Origin of the sequence: Janthinobacterium sp. GW456P (assembly GCF_002127655.1) — a bacterium.
Classification (GTDB): Bacteria; Pseudomonadota; Gammaproteobacteria; order Burkholderiales; family Burkholderiaceae_D; genus Janthinobacterium.
Map to the genome: position 1 here is coordinate 151,529 of NZ_NEHB01000009.1, position 16,428 is coordinate 167,956.

Consider the following 16,428-nt stretch of genomic DNA (forward strand, 5'->3'; position numbering starts at 1 on the left):
CTTTTGGCTGCGGACTTACATTACATCAGGTATTAGGACTGCCCGGCGCCGGTATGCGAATTGTGATCGTACAACCAATTCTTGAATTCAGTGAGAAGAATGCCGTCATTCGATTCAAAGATGTTACCGTCGTGGGAAATATGGACAATATCAGAGAGCGACTTTAGGTCCCGCATTATTTCGAATAGCCCGATTATTGCAGGGGTATCCCACTCAGGTCCCATCCTATAGTCGAGGGCGATGAAACCCAGGTCCAGCACAAAGAATCCCAAATCAGGAATAGGCGCCCCATCGTTAGATCGTAGGCCGCCGAAAACGACATGAAATCCTTCAGCATCCCCATCCAAGAATCCGATCGCCGGATTTTCGCCAAAGCGAATTGGAGATTCCTCGCTCCTACTCTTTGACCAGTAATATGGGTTTTCCATCGCCAGATGAGTTGCTCGCCGTTGAATCAGGGCATATGCATCACCGGCAACCCGTTTCTGCCCAAAATCAAAATTGATATCAGGTAGCGAGCCATCATTCGTGTGCAGGATTTCGCGTACTTTGTCAAAATTCATCTTCGATTCACTAAGGGGGCCACTGTCCATCCATCCATCCATCCGTCAGTGATGACAGTATACAGAATCGTGCGGCATTTTTCCACATACGGGAAAGCTAATCCATGATTGCCAGTGAAGTCGACAAGGCGAATTGCCGATTCGTCCCAGGTTAACGTCGCCGCAAACCAGCCCCGGCCGTCGATAAAGTATTCATCGTTGGGGCCACGAGCAAGATCAGTGGATGGTGCAGAAAAAATTTTCGTGAGTTCAAATTGATTCATGTATCAAGCATATCAAAATTTGACATGCGAATAATTGACTCACCGCCGGGTTTTGGCCAATTGTGTTGAAAAAACTCCAGAGCAGAGCAGGGCTCGCAGCCAGTATTTATTTCTAATAGGCTTGAACTTTTTTTGCCAGATCCGTTTGTTATCTTGTTTTAATTTTCCCGGTCATTGCTATCAATGTTTTCTCATGTCCGCTCCTGGTCGAACTCGGCTTTTAATCAAAAACAAGCCGCTGCCCCAGCTCGAATTCATTTTCATGGCAATAAAACAGGATAAGCGGCGTGTCGTTCGAATAGATCATCGCGTCGTCACGTGAGGGAACAAAAATATTCCGCCAATTCTCGACCAGGAATGCACTGCTGCACAAGAAGCATTCGTCCTCTCCAAACACCACGATGACCTGCTGATTTCTCGGCACACGGGCACGCAGCCAGTTGGTGGCACTGGCCACGTCACTCCCGAATGCGAGCCGTTCGATTGCGCTGACGGTATTGGCGTCCAGGCCGAGATGCGTCTTCGAATCATGAAGGCCCGCCAAATCATATGCACGACGGGCACCCTCGGCGTTAAGCCAGGCGATATCCGCTGAGTAATGGATGAGCTCCTGAACCCTCCAATGTGTTGCGTTCATAATCTCTCAAAAAATCAATGGGATCACGGCTATGTTTCTCGAGCCAGGCTGTCATCGTGCCCCTGTTCTGTCGGCGACAAATGCAAGCGCAATCCGTTTATGTTGGTAAGGAAAACAAATTACAGTGTATCCTGCATCCCCAGTAATGTATCTTTTCTGTCGAGAAAAAAGAATAGCAGCTGTATTGGTTTTTGCTGGAAGAAGATGTTTTGATCGGCGCAATTATCATGGCGATACTGCATGATGAATGCTAGTCGTTGGCCAATATCCTGGCACCGCGCGGCGCCGTATGGAAGGTCCCTTTACTTTCATTGAAATGATATGGAGATTCCCCAATTGCTGCATATCGAAGAAAACATCCATATTGCCGTCCCGCCCGCGGTCATTGACCAAATCTGGAGCGAGGTTGACCGATGGCATTTGTGGGATCCGGATACGAAGCAAGCCCGGCTCAACGGGCCATTCGCCGTGGGAACACATGGCCGGATCGTTCCGAACAAGGGGATGGGGATCCGCTGCTGGTCACCGAGCGTACCGCAGGGCGTTCATTCACCGTCGAGGGTTACATCCCCTTGTTCCGCATTCACTTCGAGCACACGGTCGCTGCCGTCGAGGGCGGGTCGGAAGTCGCGCACCGCGTGTGGTTTACGGGTGCGCTGGCCTTTCTGTTCGGCCCGGGCGTTGCCAGGCAAGTCAGGGAAGGGTTGCCCAGGACGATGTTGTCGCTCAAGGTATATGCGGAGAAACGCAACGAAGCCGTCAATCATGCCGCCTGACAAGTCATCGAGGCGCAGCAGCTAAAGCAGCATCGCCGGTGGAATGCATGGGGAGCGACTCGCGGCGGCGTTTCTGTCGCCGCTCTCGTCGACCATGCCGTGCAAGGCCCATGTTTGCCGCTTCTTTGGGCAACACTTTGTACTTAGTTTCTCCTCGTCAATTCCTTGCAAAGCACCGTAGCAAATTAACGTGCCGTTCCCGTCATGATGGAATACAATTCCTGCGTGGCAGCCAGCTTGCCTGGCAAGGCCGGGCACGGCGTCACGCTTTGACCTTGGAAGATGTTTGCTTATGACTCTGCAGTTCCCCCTGCCACAGGTGCCCCGCGCGCCCTCCCGTCTGTCCAAGCCATTCGGCCCGCTGTTTGCCCTGACCTTGTTGTTCCTGATTCCTGCAGCACCCGTCACGGCGGCCACGCCAGCTAGCAGCAGCGTCATGCTGGAAGACCTGACCAGCACGGAGTTGCGCAGCCGTATCGATCACGGCGCCACCACCGTACTCGTGCCGATCGGCGGCGTCGAGCAGAGCGGGCCGTATATCGCGCTGGGCAAGCACAATGTGCGCGCCGGCTTGCTGGCGCGGCAGATTGCGCAAAAGCTGGGCAATACCATCGTCGCGCCCGTCGTTTCCTACGTGCCGGAAGGCGCGATTTCGCCACCGGCCGGTCACATGCGCTTTGCCGGCACGATTTCGATACCGCCCGCCGATTTCGAAGCCGTGCTGGAAGGCGCGGCCGCCAGCCTGCGCCAGCATGGCTTCCGCGACATCATTTTTATCGGCGACCATGGCGGCTATCAAAAAAACGAGCAGAACGTGGCCAACAAGCTCAACCGGGCTTGGGGCAAAGCTTCCGCCGCCAACGATGCGCGCGCCTACGCCTTGCTCGATTACTATGACATCACGCAGTCGGCCTATATTGCCGAACTGCAAAAGCGCGGCCACAGCAGCGCCGAGATCGGCCTGCATGCGGGCTTGGCGGACGCGGCGCTGATGCTGGCGACGGACCCGTCGCTGGTGCGCAGCGAGGCCATGGCGCGCGGACCCAAGCCCGGCGTGGCGGACGGCGTGCGCGGCGACGCCACGCGTGCCACGGCCGAATTGGGCCAGATCGGTATCAAGCTGCAGGTGGACACCTCGGTGGCTGCCATCAAGCAATTGCTGCAACGAAATAAGTAAATCTTCCGCCGGAAGTGCTGAACTTCCGGCTTTTGCAACGAAACGACGCGAAAACACATGAAAAAATCTCAACGACGCACTATCGTCACCTTGTCCGCCCTGGCTGCCGCACTGGCTGGCCTGGGCGTGGCCAGCCAGGTCATCGGCGCCAGCACGCCGGCCCCGGCGGTTGCCGCTGCGGCGCCGGCCGCCGCCTATTCTCCGCTGCCTGGCATGCCGCCGCTGGTGGACCCGAAAAACGTCTACGGCAGCATCGCCAGCAGCAATATGAGCGCCGTCGTCAAGGATCACTTGCGCCGCGTCTACGTGCCGAACCTGCGCTCGAACGATGTCTACGTGATCGACCAGGACAGCCTGAAGGTGGTCGACAAGTTCAAGGTCGGCAGCGGCCCGCAGCACGTGGTGCCGTCGTGGGACTTGCGCACCCTGTGGGTGGCGAACAATGCGGAGCGCACGGACAAGGGCAGTCTGACGCCCGTCGACCCCTTGACGGGCAAGCCGGGCAAGGAAGTGCCGGTCGACGATCCCTACAATATGTATTTCACGCCGGACGGCAAGTCGGCCATCGTCGTGGCTGAAGCACGCCACCGCCTCGATTTCCGCGATCCGAAGACCATGGCCGTGCAGTATTCGATCGACACGCCCCAGTGCGGCGGCATCAACCATGCCGATTTTTCCAATGACGGCCGCTACGCCATGTTCACCTGCGAGTTCGACGGCACCATCGCCAAGATCGACCTGGTGGGGCGCAAGGTCGACGGCTACCTGAAATTGCAGATGCCGGCCAAGCGCTTTGCCGAGTCCGGCCCCGTGGGCGGCCCCGCGAATGAAATCTGCAGCGTCAAGAAGGGCATGCCGCAAGACATACGCATCTCGCCGGACGGCAAGAAATTCTTTATTGCCGACATGGATGCCGACGGCGTGCACATCGTCGATGGCGCCACCCTGAAGGAAATCGGCTTCATCCAGACGGGTGTGGGCGCGCACGGCCTGTACCCCAGCCGCGACGGCAAGAAATTATACGTGGCCAACCGCGGCACGCACCGCATCCATGGCAAGCCGAAGGGCAAGGGCAGCGTCAGCGTGATCGATTTCGCCACGGAAAAAGTCGTGTCGAACTGGCCGATTCCCGGCGGCGGCAGCCCCGACATGGGCAATGTGTCCGCCGATGGCAAGTATCTGTGGCTGTCCGGCCGCTTCGACGACGTGGTCTACCGCATCGAGACGACCAGCGGTGATGTGTCCAAAGTGAAAGTCGGCCAGGAACCGCACGGCCTGACCGTGTGGCCGCAGCCGGGCCGCTATTCGCTCGGGCATACGGGCAACCTGCGCTAGCCAGCCGCCTGGCGATTTCCCTGGAGAAAATGCGCCGCATCCGCCGTTGTGATTGCTTAAAAGGCAATGTTCGCGCATACTGTCTTTTCCATTCCACTACTTCCAGGGAACACCATCATGATTCTTGATCACATCGGTTTGACTGTCAGCGATGCACAGGCCAGCAAGGCTTTCTTTTCCGCCGCCCTGGCGCCCCTGGGCGTGTCGGTGGTGATGGAAGAGCAGGGCTGGGTTGGCATGGGCAAGGATGGCAAGCCCGATTTCTGGTTCGGCGCAGGCGGCGCGGCGCATGCCGGCATGCATCTCGCCTTCGCGGCCGACAACCGCGCCCAGGTGGACGCGTTCTACAAGGCCGCGCTGGAAGCGGGCGGCAAGGACAATGGCGCGCCAGGCATCCGCGCGCTGTACCACCCGAATTACTATGGCGCTTTCGTGCTGGGGCCCGATGGCCACAATGTCGAAGCCGTCTGCCACCGTCCCGAGCCTTGATGCCGGGCATTACCTGAAGAGAGCAGCATGAAGCACAGCGCCACCCTGTTTGCCGATGATGCCGGCCGCTATGCCTACGTCAAAGCGGGTTTCTCCTGGCCGGCCCTGTTCCTGGGCTCGTTCTGGGCCGTCGCCAAGCGCCGCTGGTGGCTGGTGCTGCTCATGCTGGCGATGGATGCGTGCCTGTGGTTTGGCAGTCATCTCGCCACCGAACTGCGCATCGGTCCGATGATGCTGCTGATGGCCGGCGCGGAGCTCAGTTACCTGCTGGCGCGTGGCTGGTATGGCAACCGCTGGCTGGAAGCGTCGCTGCGCAGCCATGGCTACAAGCCCGTCGTGCCGGGCAAGGGCGCCGCTGGCTGAGCTTGTCTGACACAGATTTTCCTTTCCATTACTGACGTTTGCCAAGAGCAAGCCGTCCAGCCCAAACTTTTTGCGCAGTCCAGCGCACCTTTGATCCAGATCATGCCTCACCTGCGGTGCTCACGTAGCCTTGGGACTCGCGTTGCAAAGCATCTTTCCACCAATCGGATATGTTTTTTCGCGTTTCGTGGCGTAGCCCGGTCGTCTGCCTCACCGTTCGACAGCCGGTGGTGTCGCCATCTGTTTTTATGTCCACCCAACCGCTATTTAATGAGGAACTCCATGTATCCATATTCCCGTAGTGTTACCCCCGCCGCCAAGAACCACCTGGAAGCGCAACTGGCTTTCTTCAATGGCCTGTCGAAGTCGCTGTTTCAGTCGATGCAGCATTTCAGTGACCTGAACATGCAACTGGCACAAGGCTTGCTGGAAGAAAGCACGGTCACCAGCCAGAACCTGTTGACGGTCGAGCGCGCCGAAGATGTGTTCCAGGTGGCCGCCGCCTCGGGCCAGCCAGCCGCCGAGCAACTGCGCAAGTATCAGCAACAGGTGTCGCGCCTGGCTGCCGATACGCAGGTCGAACTGGCCAACGTGGCCGAACAGCATGTGAATGAAACGAGCCGTACCGCCAAGGCCCTGGCCGAGGAAGTGGCCCGCACCGCTTCGGAAGAAACGGAGAAAAACGTGCGCAAGCAGCAGGAAGCGATGCAGCGCATGGCCGAACCGTTCCAGGCCTACCATCAGAACGGCGCCAACCGCGACCAGCAGCGCGGCGCCCAAAGCCGTGACGGTCAAAGCCTGCAAAGCGCCAGCCACCAGGGCAGCCAGCAGTCGTCCGGCAGCGAAAGCTCGGCCAGCGGCAGCGCATCGCAAGCTGGCTCCGCACAGGGCAAGAGCAGCAGCGCCAGCCGTAAAGAGTAAGCACGAGGCTGCTTGCGGCTGAGCCGTATCGCGAGGGCCGAGCCTTGCTATGCGGCCAGCCGGCACGCGGCATTGTGCGTATTGGTTTGGGCAGAGCGCCCGCCCTTCACGGGGCGGGCGTTTTGTCGTATGCGTGCAACTCCGGGGCTGTCGTGCCTGAGTCAGGTGAGCGGGGCGGCAAGGCTGGGCCTGCCGGCGAGCCGGTAGCTGACAAGACCGCAGACGAGACCGCGTTGCCGGCTCCACTGTGCGCATCGATGAAGGCGCTGACGGCGTCCAGCGTGGGCGCCAGCCTGCGCAAGGGGGCAGCCAGCGTGGCGACCAGGGTGGCGTGGCCCACATGGTCGAAATAGGTTTCCGTCACGGACCTGTGCAGCGCGCGCAAGGCGCTGGCCAGGCCGCCTGTGTTGCGTTGTGGATCGACCAGCTTGTCCTTGCCGGGCTGGGGGGCGATCAGCAGGGCGGGCGGGGCGTCGGCCGTTACGTGGTGAATGGGCTGCGAAGCGGCGGGCGTGTCCGGGTAAAAGAACACGGGCCGGGTGGTGGTGTTTTCGATGGGCAGGAAATCGTAGGGACCGGCCAGGCCTATCCATCCCCGCAAGTCGTGCGGGCGCATGCCGTGGCGCGCCAGCAGGCTGGCGTCGAGCGCCAGCATGGCCGCGTTGTAGGCGCCGGCGCTATGGCCCATGACGAACAAACGCGTCGGGTCGCCGCCATGGCGGCTCGATTCCATCGCAGCCCAGGCCACGGCGCGGGCCGCATCCTGCAGGATTTCGGGGTAGTGCACGTCCGGATACAGCCGGTAGTCGGCGATCACGGCCAGGTAGCCGCGCGCGGCGAGCGCGTGGCCGACGAAGGCATAATCGGCGCGCTCGCCCGTCGTCCAGTTGCCGCCGTAAAAGAATACCACCACGGGAACGGGGCCCGTGCGGGTCTTGGGGGCGTACACATCGAGTTTCTGCCGTGGCAGGGGGCCGTAGGCCAGGCCGCGCGTCACGTGCGAGGCGCTGCCGGACGACAAGGCATTGATGGCCATCAAGGGCGAGCAGGCGGCCAGGCCGGCAGCGAGCGGGATGGCCGCCTGCAAGCCGAGCAGGGTGGTGCGCAGGATCGTCATGCAGGCTCCCGATGGTGATGGTTGATGCTTGCAGTGTAGGCCAGACTGGGCAGGGCGCACACGGGGAAGTTGCTGTCTGGCATAGATAAATGTTGCATGCGTCAATCAATCCTGCAACAGCCATTTGCGCGCCGTGGCGATGACGGCGTCCGACAGAGTGCGCGTGAGCGGCGTCTGGATATCCCAGGCATGCCAGGTCAGAGGCACGTCGAGCGCCTGCCCGGCCGCCACATCGACGAGCTTGCCGGCGGCCAGCGCCGTTTCCGCCTGCAGCAAGGGCACCATACCATAGGCATAGCCCGCTTCGATGAAGCGCACGAAGTCGCGCGCCGAACCGAGCACATGGTGCGGATAGCGGCCCGTGTAGCCGAGGCGGTGCTGCAAATAGCGCTCGTGCAGCGCATCCTTGCTGCCGAACGTGATGGCGGGCGCCTGGCTGACGGCCTCGACCGTAAAACCATGGGGGAACCATTGCTGCGCGAATACGGGCGAGGCCACGCACAGATAGCGCATGCCGCCCAGCGGCGTGGCCGTGGTGCCGGCCACCAGGTCGTTGGCGCTGGTGACGCAGGCAAACACGCGCCCTTCGCGCAACTGGCTCAAGGTATGGTCCTGGTCGTCGAGGCGGATATCGAGCAGGCACGACGGCGGCGACAGCAGCGGTCCCAGCGCTTCCGGGATCCAGGTGGCGGCGCTGTCGGCATTGACGGCGATGGCCAGCGCCGGCAATTGCGTCGTGGGGCCGGGCTGGGCGTCGAGCGCCGCTTCGAGCAGCTTGACTTGCCGGTAATGGGCGATCAGGCGCTGGCCCGCTTCCGTCGGCAGCGGCGGGTGGCTGCGGATGATCAATAAGGTACCTTCGAGGTTTTCCAAGGTGCGGATGCGCTGCGATACGGCCGGCTGGCTGATCGCCAGCGCCTGCGCGGCCTTTTCAAAGCTGCCCAGGCCGATCACGGCGTCGAGGGCGGCCAATCCACGGTAATCGACGACGCGCATAAGTTTCTCTTATATATAGTTAGAATCATTCATTATACTTATATTTACTTTTTCTTTACACTGTTGAAATAGGGTAACAACTCCACTCTCCCGCGCGGTTCCCCAGGTTCCGCACCACCCTCCACCTACCTCTGATGACTTTGCCGTTGCCGGCAGAGCGTGGGCGGCCGTGCGCGTGATGGAAAGCAATGGAAAGGAATCAATATGGACAGCGCAATTTTCTTGAAAGGCATGGGGCTCGGCGCGAGCCTGATCGTGGCCATCGGCACGCAAAACGCGTTCTTGCTCAAACAGGGGCTGAAGCGCCATTACGTGCTCACCTGCATCCTGGTCTGCTTGCTGTGCGACGCCATCCTGATCACGGCCGGCGTGGCCGGCATGGGCACCTTTATTGCCGATAACCCCAATTTCCTGCTGTGGGCCAAGGCCGGTGGCGCCACCTTCCTGATCGCCTACGGCTTGCGCGCCGCCAAGTCGGCCTGGCGCCCGACGGCCCTGACGGTGTCGGCCGCCAAGGCGCCCGAAGGCTATTGGGCAGTGATCGGCGCGGCGCTGGCCTTCAGCCTGCTGAACCCGCACGCCTTCCTCGACACGGTCATCCTGCTCGGCTCGATCGGCGGCCAGCATGAAGGCGTGGGACGTTTCTACTTTGCCGGCGGCGCCATCATGGCGTCGGCCCTGTGGTTCTTCCTGCTGGGCTTTGGCGCCCGCTACCTGGCGCCCGTGTTTGCCAAGCCCATGGCCTGGCGCGTGCTCGACGGCATCATCGCCCTCGTCATGTGGGCCATCGCGGCCTCGCTGTTCCTGTAATCAGCGGGTCAGGAAGGCCAGTACGCGGCTGGCCAGCTTGCCATACGGCGGCCGCAGCAGTGCCAACGGGCTGTAGCGTGCCTGGTAAAACACGGGCCGCAGCTTGCTGAAAGTGTGAAAACCTTCGACGCCGTGGTAGTGGCCCATGCCGGACTCTCCCACTCCGCCGAAGGGTAAATCATGCTGGCCCACGTGGAATAGGGCATCGTTGACGGACACGCCGCCCGACATCACGCGGTCGATCAGCAGCTGCACCGTGCATGCGTTATTGCTGAACGGATAGATGGCCAGCGGGCGCGGCCCCCCGTTGATGCTGGCGATCACGGTCTCCAGCTTCGTATAGCCGCGCAGTGGCAGGATGGGGCCGAAGATTTCCCGCGTCAGCAGCAGGCTGTCTTCGGGCGCGTCGAGCACGATGTGCGGCGCGATCTTGCGCGTGGCCCGGTCATATGTTGGCCCCGGCAGCAAGGAAATCACTTGCGCGCCCCCCGCGCGCGCTTCGTCGAGCGCCTGCAGCAGACGCTCAAAGGCGGCCTCGTCGATGATGGACGTGTAGTCGGGCGTGTCCAGCCTTGGGTAGCGCGTGGGCATGATCCGGCGCGCATGGTCGACGAAGGCGGCGATGCCGGCCTCGGGCAGCCAGGCATGGTCGACGCTGGTGCAGATTTGCCCCGCATTCAGGTACTTGACGAACAAGATGCGCTCGGCAGCCGTGCGCACGTCGAAATCGGCGCAGACGATGGCCGGCGCCTTGCCGCCCAGCTCCAGGGTCACCGGGCACAGATTGCGTGCGGCGGCCGCCATGACGGCCCGGCCCGTCTGGCCGGAACCCGTAAACAGCAAGTGGTCGAACGGCAGTTGCGAAAAAGCGATGCCCACGCCGCCCGTCTCATCAACAAACCGCAGCTTTTCCGGCGGAAAATAGGCGGGCATGGTCTCGATCAGCAGCCGCGCCAGATGGCGCGAGTTCTCGCTCATCTTGACCATGGCGCGGTTGCCGGCGGCAAAGATGTAAGTCAGGGGCACCAGGCTCAGGTTGACGGGGAAATTCCACGGCACGATGACGCCCACCACGCCCAAGGGCTGGGGCAGCACGCGGTTGCGGGCACCCGGAAAATTGCGCCAGTCCACGCTGCGGCGCTGCGGTGTCATCCACTTTTTCAACTGGCTCAGTACGTGAGCGATGCCGTCGATGGCAGGGAATATCTCCGCCAGCAAGGTTTCGTGGTGGGAACGGTTGCCATAATCGGCGCTGATCGCCTGGCACAGCGCCAGCTTGTGGTCGCGGAGATAGCGCTGCAGGGTTTGCAGGTCGCGTTTGCGCTCGGCCAGGGTCGGCACGGGGTGGGCCAGGCAGGCGGCGCGCTGCAAGGCCAGGGCGGCAGCGAGTTCGGCGTGCTTCAGTTCCATGTTGTTTGCGACATCAGGCATGTTTCTCCTTGGCCGGCCGGGCAATACGCGCGCCGTTCCAGCGCACTATAGGCGAGTATTTGCAAATGTGCCGCCAGCGAGCCGACGCTGCTGCACGATACGCCGTAAAATGTCCGTCAACTTGACGCTACGCTTTCCAGGAATGCCATGACCCCGACCACGCCAGACTCCCTGCACATCGTGTGCCCCCATTGCGACGCCGTCAACCGCCTGCCGGCCGCCCGGCTCACGGAGCAGCCCACTTGCGGAAAATGCCAGAAGGATTTGTTTACGGGCCAGCCCGTGGACCTGGCCAGCGCCCGTTTCCTCAAGCATATCGAGCGCAGCGACATTCCCGTGCTGGTGGACTTCTGGGCGCCGTGGTGCGGCCCGTGCCGCAGCATGGCGCCATTCTATGTGCAAGCCGCCAAGACCCTGGAACCGGCATTTCGTGTCGTCAAGGTGAATACGGAAGCGTCGCCGGACCTGGGCAGCCGTTTCAACATCCGCAGCATTCCCACCCTGGCCCTGTTTTTGCGCGGCGTGGAAGTGGCGCGCCAGCCGGGCGCCATCGATGCCAATGCCATCGTCGCCTGGGCCAGGGATAAAGCCCGCCTGTGAGGCAACAGGAAAACCAGCGTGGTTTTCCATTTGACATGTAGTATGGCGCCATATTATATTGCGCCATATGATAAAACTCGAACAGAAATACACGGCCCTGCTCGGTGACGTGCAGCGCCGCGCGCCCGGCCCCGATATGCCTGCATCCGTAGAACGTTTGCGCCTGTGCTTTGAAGTGCTGGGCCTGGCATCGGCCATCGATGGCGATTGCGCCACGCGCCTGGGCCGGCATGGCTTGTCGGAAGGCAAGTTCGTGCTGCTGGCCCTGCTGCGCGACGTGCCCGGCGGCCTCTCGCCGCACGAACTGGCCGAGCGGGGCGGCGTGACGCGTGGCACCATCACGGGCTTGCTCGACGGCCTCGAGCGCGATGGCTTCCTGGCGCGCCATGCGGACCGACTCGACCGGCGCAAGCTGCTGGTGCGCCTGAGCGCCAAGGGGGAAGCCGCCGCCGCGACCCTGGTCGATGAGCACGCGCAATGGATCGCCAGCCTGTTCGCCGATTTCACGCCGGAAGAAAGGCAGTTGTTGAGTGCGCTGCTGGAAAAAGCCTGGCGCAAGACGGACCGGGGTGCTGCATGAGCCGGAGCATTGCCGACATCGCGCCCGCGCGCCTGGCCCTGCTGAATCAGGGAACGGTGGCCAGCGCCACCCTGACGGAAGGGCTGGCCATCGATTTCGCCCAACTGCTGGCCGCCGCCGTGCCCGCTATCGGCGCCGCCCGCCTGGAGCGGATGCGCGCCCAGGCCGCGGCCGGCATCACCCGGCGCATGGCACTTGCGGCGCAATTGCTGCTCGATGCCGACGCCGACCTGGCGCTGCTGCAGGCGCACCCCTCCGACACGGTGCGCGGCTGGGTTTGTTTTGCCATCGCCGACCAACCCGGCTTGACCTTGCCGCAACAGCTGGCCGCCCTGCGGCCGCTGGCCGACGATGGCCATTTCGGCGTGCGCGAATGGGCCTGGCTGGCGCTGCGGCCCCGGCTGGCCGCGAACCTGGCGGACGCGATCGCGCTGCTGGTGCCGTGGACGGCGGACCCGTCGGAAAGAGTGCGGCGTTTCGCCAGCGAAGCGCTGCGCCCGCGCGGCGTGTGGTGTGCGCACATTGCCGAGTTGAAGCAACAGCCGCAGCTGGCCTTGTCCCTGCTGCAGCCCTTGCGCGCCGACCCGGCCATCTACGTGCAGGATTCCGTGGCCAACTGGCTCAACGATGCGGCCAAGAGCCAGCCGGACTGGGTGCGCAGCCTGTGCGCGCAATGGCTGCTGGAAAGCCCTGTTGCCGCGACCAGGCGCATCTGCCAGCGCGCGCTGCGTTCACTTTCTTGATTGTTTGGAGGACAAACATGCATTACCTGTTAGAACTGTACAGCCCCAAACCGGCCTGGCTGGCCCTCGATGGCGCCGCGCGCCAGGCGTATTTCGACATGGTAGGCGCCGGCATGGCGGCCTTGTCCGGCAGCGGCGCCGAAGCGCTGGCCCTGGGCGCCATCGATGGCGGCAAGCCGCATGCGGCCAGCCAGCAATTTTATGCCGTCTGGCGCTTCCCGGACGCGGCGGCACTGGACGCCTTGCTGGCCGGCATCGCCGCCACGGGTTGGCATGATTATTTCGATACCGTCAACGCGGCTGGCCCGGCCGTGGATTTTCCTGGCCACCTGGCGCAGCTGGCCGCCGTCTAAGCGTACGGCGTTTTCCCTGCCGCTGCGGTAAAGTTGGCATTTTCATCCAACCACCGACGTTGATGCTGCTCAAACCGCTCTCTATTCTGTTGCTTGCCCTGGCGCCCATGCTGGCGTCGGCCGCGCCTGCCACGCCGCACGCCCTTGTCGCCGCCGCCCGCCAGCAGGTGGGCGTGACCCTGCAGTACGACCCGCGCTACGAACGCCTCGCCTATCCCGGTGGCGACGTGCCGCTCGAGCGGGGCGTGTGCACGGACGTGGTCGTGCGTGCCTACCGCCAGCTGGGACAGGATTTGCAGGTGCTGGTGCACGAAGACATGCGCAAGGCGTGGCAGGTGTACCAGCAGCAGGGGCGCTGGCAGATGAAGGCGCCGGACCGCAATATCGACCACCGCCGCGTGCCCAACCTGGGCACCTACTTTGCCCGCCACGGCACCAGCCTGCCGCCCAGCAAGGAAGCGAACGCTTACCGCGCGGGCGACATCGTCACCTGGCGCCTGCCGCGCAACCTGACCCATATCGGCATCGTCAGCGACAAGCAGTCGTGGAGCGGCGTGCCGCTGATCATCCACAACATCGGCGAGGGCGCGCGCGAGGAAAATATCTTGTTCAGTTATCCGATCACGGGGCACTATCGCTGGCAACCGCGCTGAGGGGCAGGGGCGCGATCTCTTGCAGGATCGCCAGCACGAGCGCCAGCGCCGTGTCGATATCGAGCTTGTCGATGGCGCCATAGCCGAGGAACAGGCCCTCATGGCGGGCGGGGCCATGGTAAAAGCCCGATAGCGCATACAGGCTGATGTCGGCCAGGCGCGCGCGGCGCAGCAATTCGGCGATGTCGAGCGGCGCCTGCGCCAGGGCCGCCACGTGGAAGCCGGCGCTGGCCGGCACCAGGCGGAACCACGGCGCCAGCGGGCCGTTGAACCAGTGCAGCAGCCGCTCGCGCCGCCCCGCATAGATATCGTGGCAGCGGCGGATATGGCGCAGCAGATGGCCATCGCCGATGAACTTGGCCAGCGCATGCTGGCCCAGGCTGGCCGTATGGCAATCGCTCAGGTATTTCACCGTCTGCATGGCGGCCACGATGGCTTGCGGCAGCACCACATAGCCCAGGCGCAATTCCGGCAGCAGGATCTTGGAAAAGCTGCCCACGTGCGCGACGAGGCCATAGCGGTCCATGCTTTGCAGCGCATCCTCGGGCCGGCCCTCGTAGCGGAAGGCGCTGTCGTAATCGTCTTCGATGATGATGGCGCCTAATTGTTGCGCCCGCTCCAGCAAGGCATGGCGGCGCGCCATGCTCATCGGCATGCCGAGCGGGAATTGATGCGCGGGCGTGACATAGATCAGCCGCGTGCCGTCGGGGATCTGGTCGACCATGAGGCCATCCTGGTCCACTTCGACGCCCACCACGCGCGCGCCCTGGCTGGCGAATACGGCGCGCGCCACGGGGTAGCCGGGTTCTTCCACGGCTGCCGTGTCGCCCGGTTCCAGCAGGGTAAGCGCCAGCAGGTGCAAGGCTTGCTGCGCGCCGCTGGTGACGAGCACTTGTTCCTCGGTGCAATGGATGCCGCGGCTGAAGGCGGCATGGCCGGCAATCGCCGCGCGCAAGGCGGGCAAGCCTTCCGCGGGGCCATAGCGGCCGCGCGCCTGGCCGCCCTGGCGCAGCGCGTGCAGCAGGCAGGCGCGCCATTCATCGTGCGGGAAATGCGACGGCGTGGCGCGTCCGCCGATGAAGGCGTAGCGTGCCGGCGTTTCCTGGCTGGCGCGGCGCAGGGGCGTAGGCGTCGCTTCCCAGCGGGCGATGCGCTGCGCGCTGGCCAGCGGCGCGCTGGCATGGCGGCGCTGCGGCGAGGCATGCGGCGTCTGCACGAAGCTGCCCACGCCTACCTTGCCCACCAGCAGTTTTTCATAGCCGAGCTTGTCGTACACGTCGGACACCGTCTTGCGCGACAGGCCCAGCTGGCTGGCCAGCAGGCGCGAGGGCGGCAATTGCTGGCCGTCGGCCAGGCGGCCCGAGCGGATCGCCGCGCTGAGCTGGCGGTACAACTGGCCGCCCAGGTCGCGCGTGCCGTCGATCAGGATATGTAATTCCATGGAGTTTATGCTGGTGGTCTGCTGTTTTTCGGGAAGATTGGCCTGCCGCACGCTCTTCTTGCGCTTCTACAATGATGCACCTCTCATTATCAAGGAAACCATCATGACACAGCAACGACTCGATTTCACACAAGCTTCTCCCGACGCCGTCAAGGCAATGTACGCGCTGGAAGCGGCGATTGCCAAGCTGGGCGTGGAACACTCGCTGCTCGAGCTGATCCGCCTGCGCGCTTCGCAAATCAACGGCTGCGCCTTTTGCGTGGACATGCACACGAGCGACGCGCGCAAGGCGGGCGAAACGGAGCGCCGCCTGTATGCCGTCTCCGTCTGGCGCGAAACGCCGTTCTTCACGCCGCGCGAGCGGGCCGTGCTGGCCTGGACGGAAGCGCTGACCCTGCTGCCGCAGAACCATGCGTCCGACGCGGACTACGCTGCGCTGGCGGAACAATTGACGCCGGCGGAAATGGTCAACGTGACCCTGGCCATCGGTTCCATCAATACCTGGAACCGCCTGGCCGTGGGCTTTCGCAAGATGCCTGAATAAATCCTGTGTTCGTTCGCGAACAGACGATAGGCTGGTCCCTGCGTAGGCTGGCAGGATGATTGATCAGCCAGGGAGCAGCCATGCAAGTACATATAGGGGAAGGCGCCGAAAAGACGCTGCAGCAGGAGGAAGAGGCGCGCCGCGAGTTCATCGCCGAACTGTGGCGGCGCTTTGAAGCTCTGCAGGAATGGGCCGTCAGCCACTGGCCCGACCAGCAGCACCCGCTCAGTTCCGCCGACTTCGTTGAGACGCGCAAGGAAATCTTGAGCTTGCGTTCGCCGGCCGGTTCCTTGAACCAGCCAGCCACGCGCGATGCGGCAGAGCCGGAGCAGGGCGGCGCGCAATACCAGGATGTGACGCCTGCGCCGTGGCCGTGACCTTGGGTCATCGTGCCGCTATCTCTGTTGTGGTGGCCGTAGATACTGTTATCCCCGTCAAGCGGCGTGCAAGGCCGGATCAAATATTTTTCCCGACCTGAGCACGCCGAATGCCACGTGCACCAGCTTGCGCATCATGGCGCCGATGATCAGCTTGGGCGCTTTGCCGGCGTCACGCAAGCGCTGACCGAAGCGCCTGCCCCAAAGCGTCTTATGGACGGCCACCATGGCCGGCATGTACAGTGCCTTGCGCAGGAAA

Annotated in this window: 21 protein-coding genes and 1 pseudogene; 14 read left to right on the top strand and 8 right to left on the bottom strand. The window is 62.8% G+C overall.

Going from position 1 to position 16,428, the window contains the following annotated elements:
* Positions 1-32: 32 nt before the first annotated feature.
* From CBW66_RS10775 to CBW66_RS10780, 3 genes are all read right to left on the bottom strand, one after another.
* Positions 33-563, bottom strand: a complete 531-nt coding sequence (locus CBW66_RS10775; RefSeq protein ID WP_086138367.1) for a hypothetical protein — start codon at positions 561-563, stop codon at positions 33-35.
* Positions 560-826, bottom strand: coding sequence for a hypothetical protein (locus CBW66_RS28425; protein ID WP_139841661.1), 267 nt, complete (start codon positions 824-826; stop codon positions 560-562). The genes CBW66_RS10775 and CBW66_RS28425 overlap by 4 nt, the downstream gene beginning before the upstream one ends.
* 220 nt (positions 827-1,046) lie before the next feature.
* Positions 1,047-1,463 (bottom strand): hypothetical protein, encoded by a 417-nt coding sequence (locus tag CBW66_RS10780; RefSeq protein WP_086138368.1) that lies wholly within the window; start codon positions 1,461-1,463, stop codon positions 1,047-1,049.
* Positions 1,464-1,876: 413 nt separating this feature from the next.
* Between CBW66_RS10780 and CBW66_RS10785 the strand changes: the two genes are divergently transcribed.
* The 6 genes from CBW66_RS10785 to CBW66_RS10810 all read left to right on the top strand — a co-directional run bounded on the left by CBW66_RS10785 (position 1,877) and on the right by CBW66_RS10810 (position 6,524).
* Positions 1,877-2,239 carry a hypothetical protein gene (locus CBW66_RS10785; protein ID WP_230492203.1) on the top strand — a complete coding sequence of 121 codons (363 nt, stop codon included), beginning with the start codon at positions 1,877-1,879 and terminating at the stop codon, positions 2,237-2,239.
* A 292-nt stretch (positions 2,240-2,531) separates the two neighbouring features.
* The gene (locus tag CBW66_RS10790; protein ID WP_086138369.1) at positions 2,532-3,416 is read left to right on the top strand and encodes a creatininase family protein; all 885 of its coding nucleotides are present in this window, start codon (positions 2,532-2,534) and stop codon (positions 3,414-3,416) included.
* A gap of 57 nt (positions 3,417-3,473) precedes the next feature.
* Entirely contained in the window at positions 3,474-4,751 is a 1,278-nt protein-coding gene (locus tag CBW66_RS10795) for a YncE family protein (protein ID WP_086138370.1), read from the top strand.
* A gap of 117 nt (positions 4,752-4,868) precedes the next feature.
* Positions 4,869-5,240, top strand: a complete 372-nt coding sequence (locus tag CBW66_RS10800; RefSeq protein WP_205701122.1) for a VOC family protein — start codon at positions 4,869-4,871, stop codon at positions 5,238-5,240.
* A gap of 27 nt (positions 5,241-5,267) precedes the next feature.
* The gene (locus CBW66_RS10805; RefSeq protein WP_086138371.1) at positions 5,268-5,603 is read left to right on the top strand and encodes a hypothetical protein; all 336 of its coding nucleotides are present in this window, start codon (positions 5,268-5,270) and stop codon (positions 5,601-5,603) included.
* A 282-nt stretch (positions 5,604-5,885) separates the two neighbouring features.
* The gene (locus CBW66_RS10810) at positions 5,886-6,524 is read left to right on the top strand and encodes a phasin family protein (RefSeq protein WP_086138372.1); all 639 of its coding nucleotides are present in this window, start codon (positions 5,886-5,888) and stop codon (positions 6,522-6,524) included.
* Positions 6,525-6,630: 106 nt separating this feature from the next.
* On the opposite strand, the gene CBW66_RS10815 is transcribed toward CBW66_RS10810, so the two are convergent.
* Positions 6,631-7,641 (bottom strand): alpha/beta hydrolase, encoded by a 1,011-nt coding sequence (locus tag CBW66_RS10815; protein WP_086138373.1) that lies wholly within the window; start codon positions 7,639-7,641, stop codon positions 6,631-6,633.
* A 105-nt stretch (positions 7,642-7,746) separates the two neighbouring features.
* On the bottom strand, positions 7,747-8,637 hold the full coding sequence (locus tag CBW66_RS10820) for a LysR family transcriptional regulator ArgP (RefSeq protein ID WP_086138374.1): 891 nt from the start codon (positions 8,635-8,637) through the stop codon (positions 7,747-7,749).
* Between the two features lie 204 nt (positions 8,638-8,841).
* Between CBW66_RS10820 and CBW66_RS10825 the strand changes: the two genes are divergently transcribed.
* Positions 8,842-9,447: a LysE/ArgO family amino acid transporter gene (locus CBW66_RS10825; protein WP_070218259.1), complete on the top strand. Its 606-nt coding sequence runs from the start codon at positions 8,842-8,844 to the stop codon at positions 9,445-9,447.
* Here CBW66_RS10825 and CBW66_RS10830 read toward each other — a convergent pair whose 3' ends face one another.
* Entirely contained in the window at positions 9,448-10,878 is a 1,431-nt protein-coding gene (locus tag CBW66_RS10830; RefSeq protein ID WP_086138375.1) for a coniferyl aldehyde dehydrogenase, read from the bottom strand.
* Between the two features lie 147 nt (positions 10,879-11,025).
* Between CBW66_RS10830 and trxC the strand changes: the two genes are divergently transcribed.
* From trxC to CBW66_RS10855, 5 genes are all read left to right on the top strand, one after another.
* Entirely contained in the window at positions 11,026-11,478 is a 453-nt protein-coding gene (gene trxC, locus CBW66_RS10835; protein WP_086138376.1) for a thioredoxin TrxC, read from the top strand.
* Between the two features lie 70 nt (positions 11,479-11,548).
* Entirely contained in the window at positions 11,549-12,058 is a 510-nt protein-coding gene (locus tag CBW66_RS10840; RefSeq protein ID WP_205701124.1) for a MarR family winged helix-turn-helix transcriptional regulator, read from the top strand.
* Positions 12,055-12,801 (top strand): HEAT repeat domain-containing protein, encoded by a 747-nt coding sequence (locus tag CBW66_RS10845; protein ID WP_086138378.1) that lies wholly within the window; start codon positions 12,055-12,057, stop codon positions 12,799-12,801. Before CBW66_RS10840 ends, CBW66_RS10845 begins: the two co-directional genes overlap by 4 nt.
* A 17-nt stretch (positions 12,802-12,818) precedes the next feature.
* Positions 12,819-13,154, top strand: coding sequence for a DUF6616 family protein (locus CBW66_RS10850; protein ID WP_086138379.1), 336 nt, complete (start codon positions 12,819-12,821; stop codon positions 13,152-13,154).
* A 62-nt stretch (positions 13,155-13,216) separates the two neighbouring features.
* Positions 13,217-13,807, top strand: a complete 591-nt coding sequence (locus tag CBW66_RS10855; RefSeq protein WP_086138380.1) for a DUF1287 domain-containing protein — start codon at positions 13,217-13,219, stop codon at positions 13,805-13,807.
* Here CBW66_RS10855 and CBW66_RS10860 read toward each other — a convergent pair.
* Positions 13,776-15,248 carry a PLP-dependent aminotransferase family protein gene (locus CBW66_RS10860; protein ID WP_086138403.1) on the bottom strand — a complete coding sequence of 491 codons (1,473 nt, stop codon included), beginning with the start codon at positions 15,246-15,248 and terminating at the stop codon, positions 13,776-13,778. The genes CBW66_RS10855 and CBW66_RS10860 overlap by 32 nt on opposite strands.
* Before the next feature lie 103 nt (positions 15,249-15,351).
* On the opposite strand from CBW66_RS10860, the gene CBW66_RS10865 reads away from it, so the two are divergent.
* Both CBW66_RS10865 and CBW66_RS10870 read left to right on the top strand, forming a co-directional pair.
* Positions 15,352-15,792, top strand: a complete 441-nt coding sequence (locus CBW66_RS10865) for a carboxymuconolactone decarboxylase family protein (RefSeq protein WP_086138404.1) — start codon at positions 15,352-15,354, stop codon at positions 15,790-15,792.
* 80 nt (positions 15,793-15,872) lie between these two features.
* Positions 15,873-16,169 (top strand): hypothetical protein, encoded by a 297-nt coding sequence (locus tag CBW66_RS10870; protein WP_086138381.1) that lies wholly within the window; start codon positions 15,873-15,875, stop codon positions 16,167-16,169.
* Between the two features lie 57 nt (positions 16,170-16,226).
* Here the strand turns inward: CBW66_RS10870 and CBW66_RS10875 are convergent.
* Positions 16,227-16,428: pseudogene (locus CBW66_RS10875) on the bottom strand (IS110 family transposase); the annotation flags it as partial.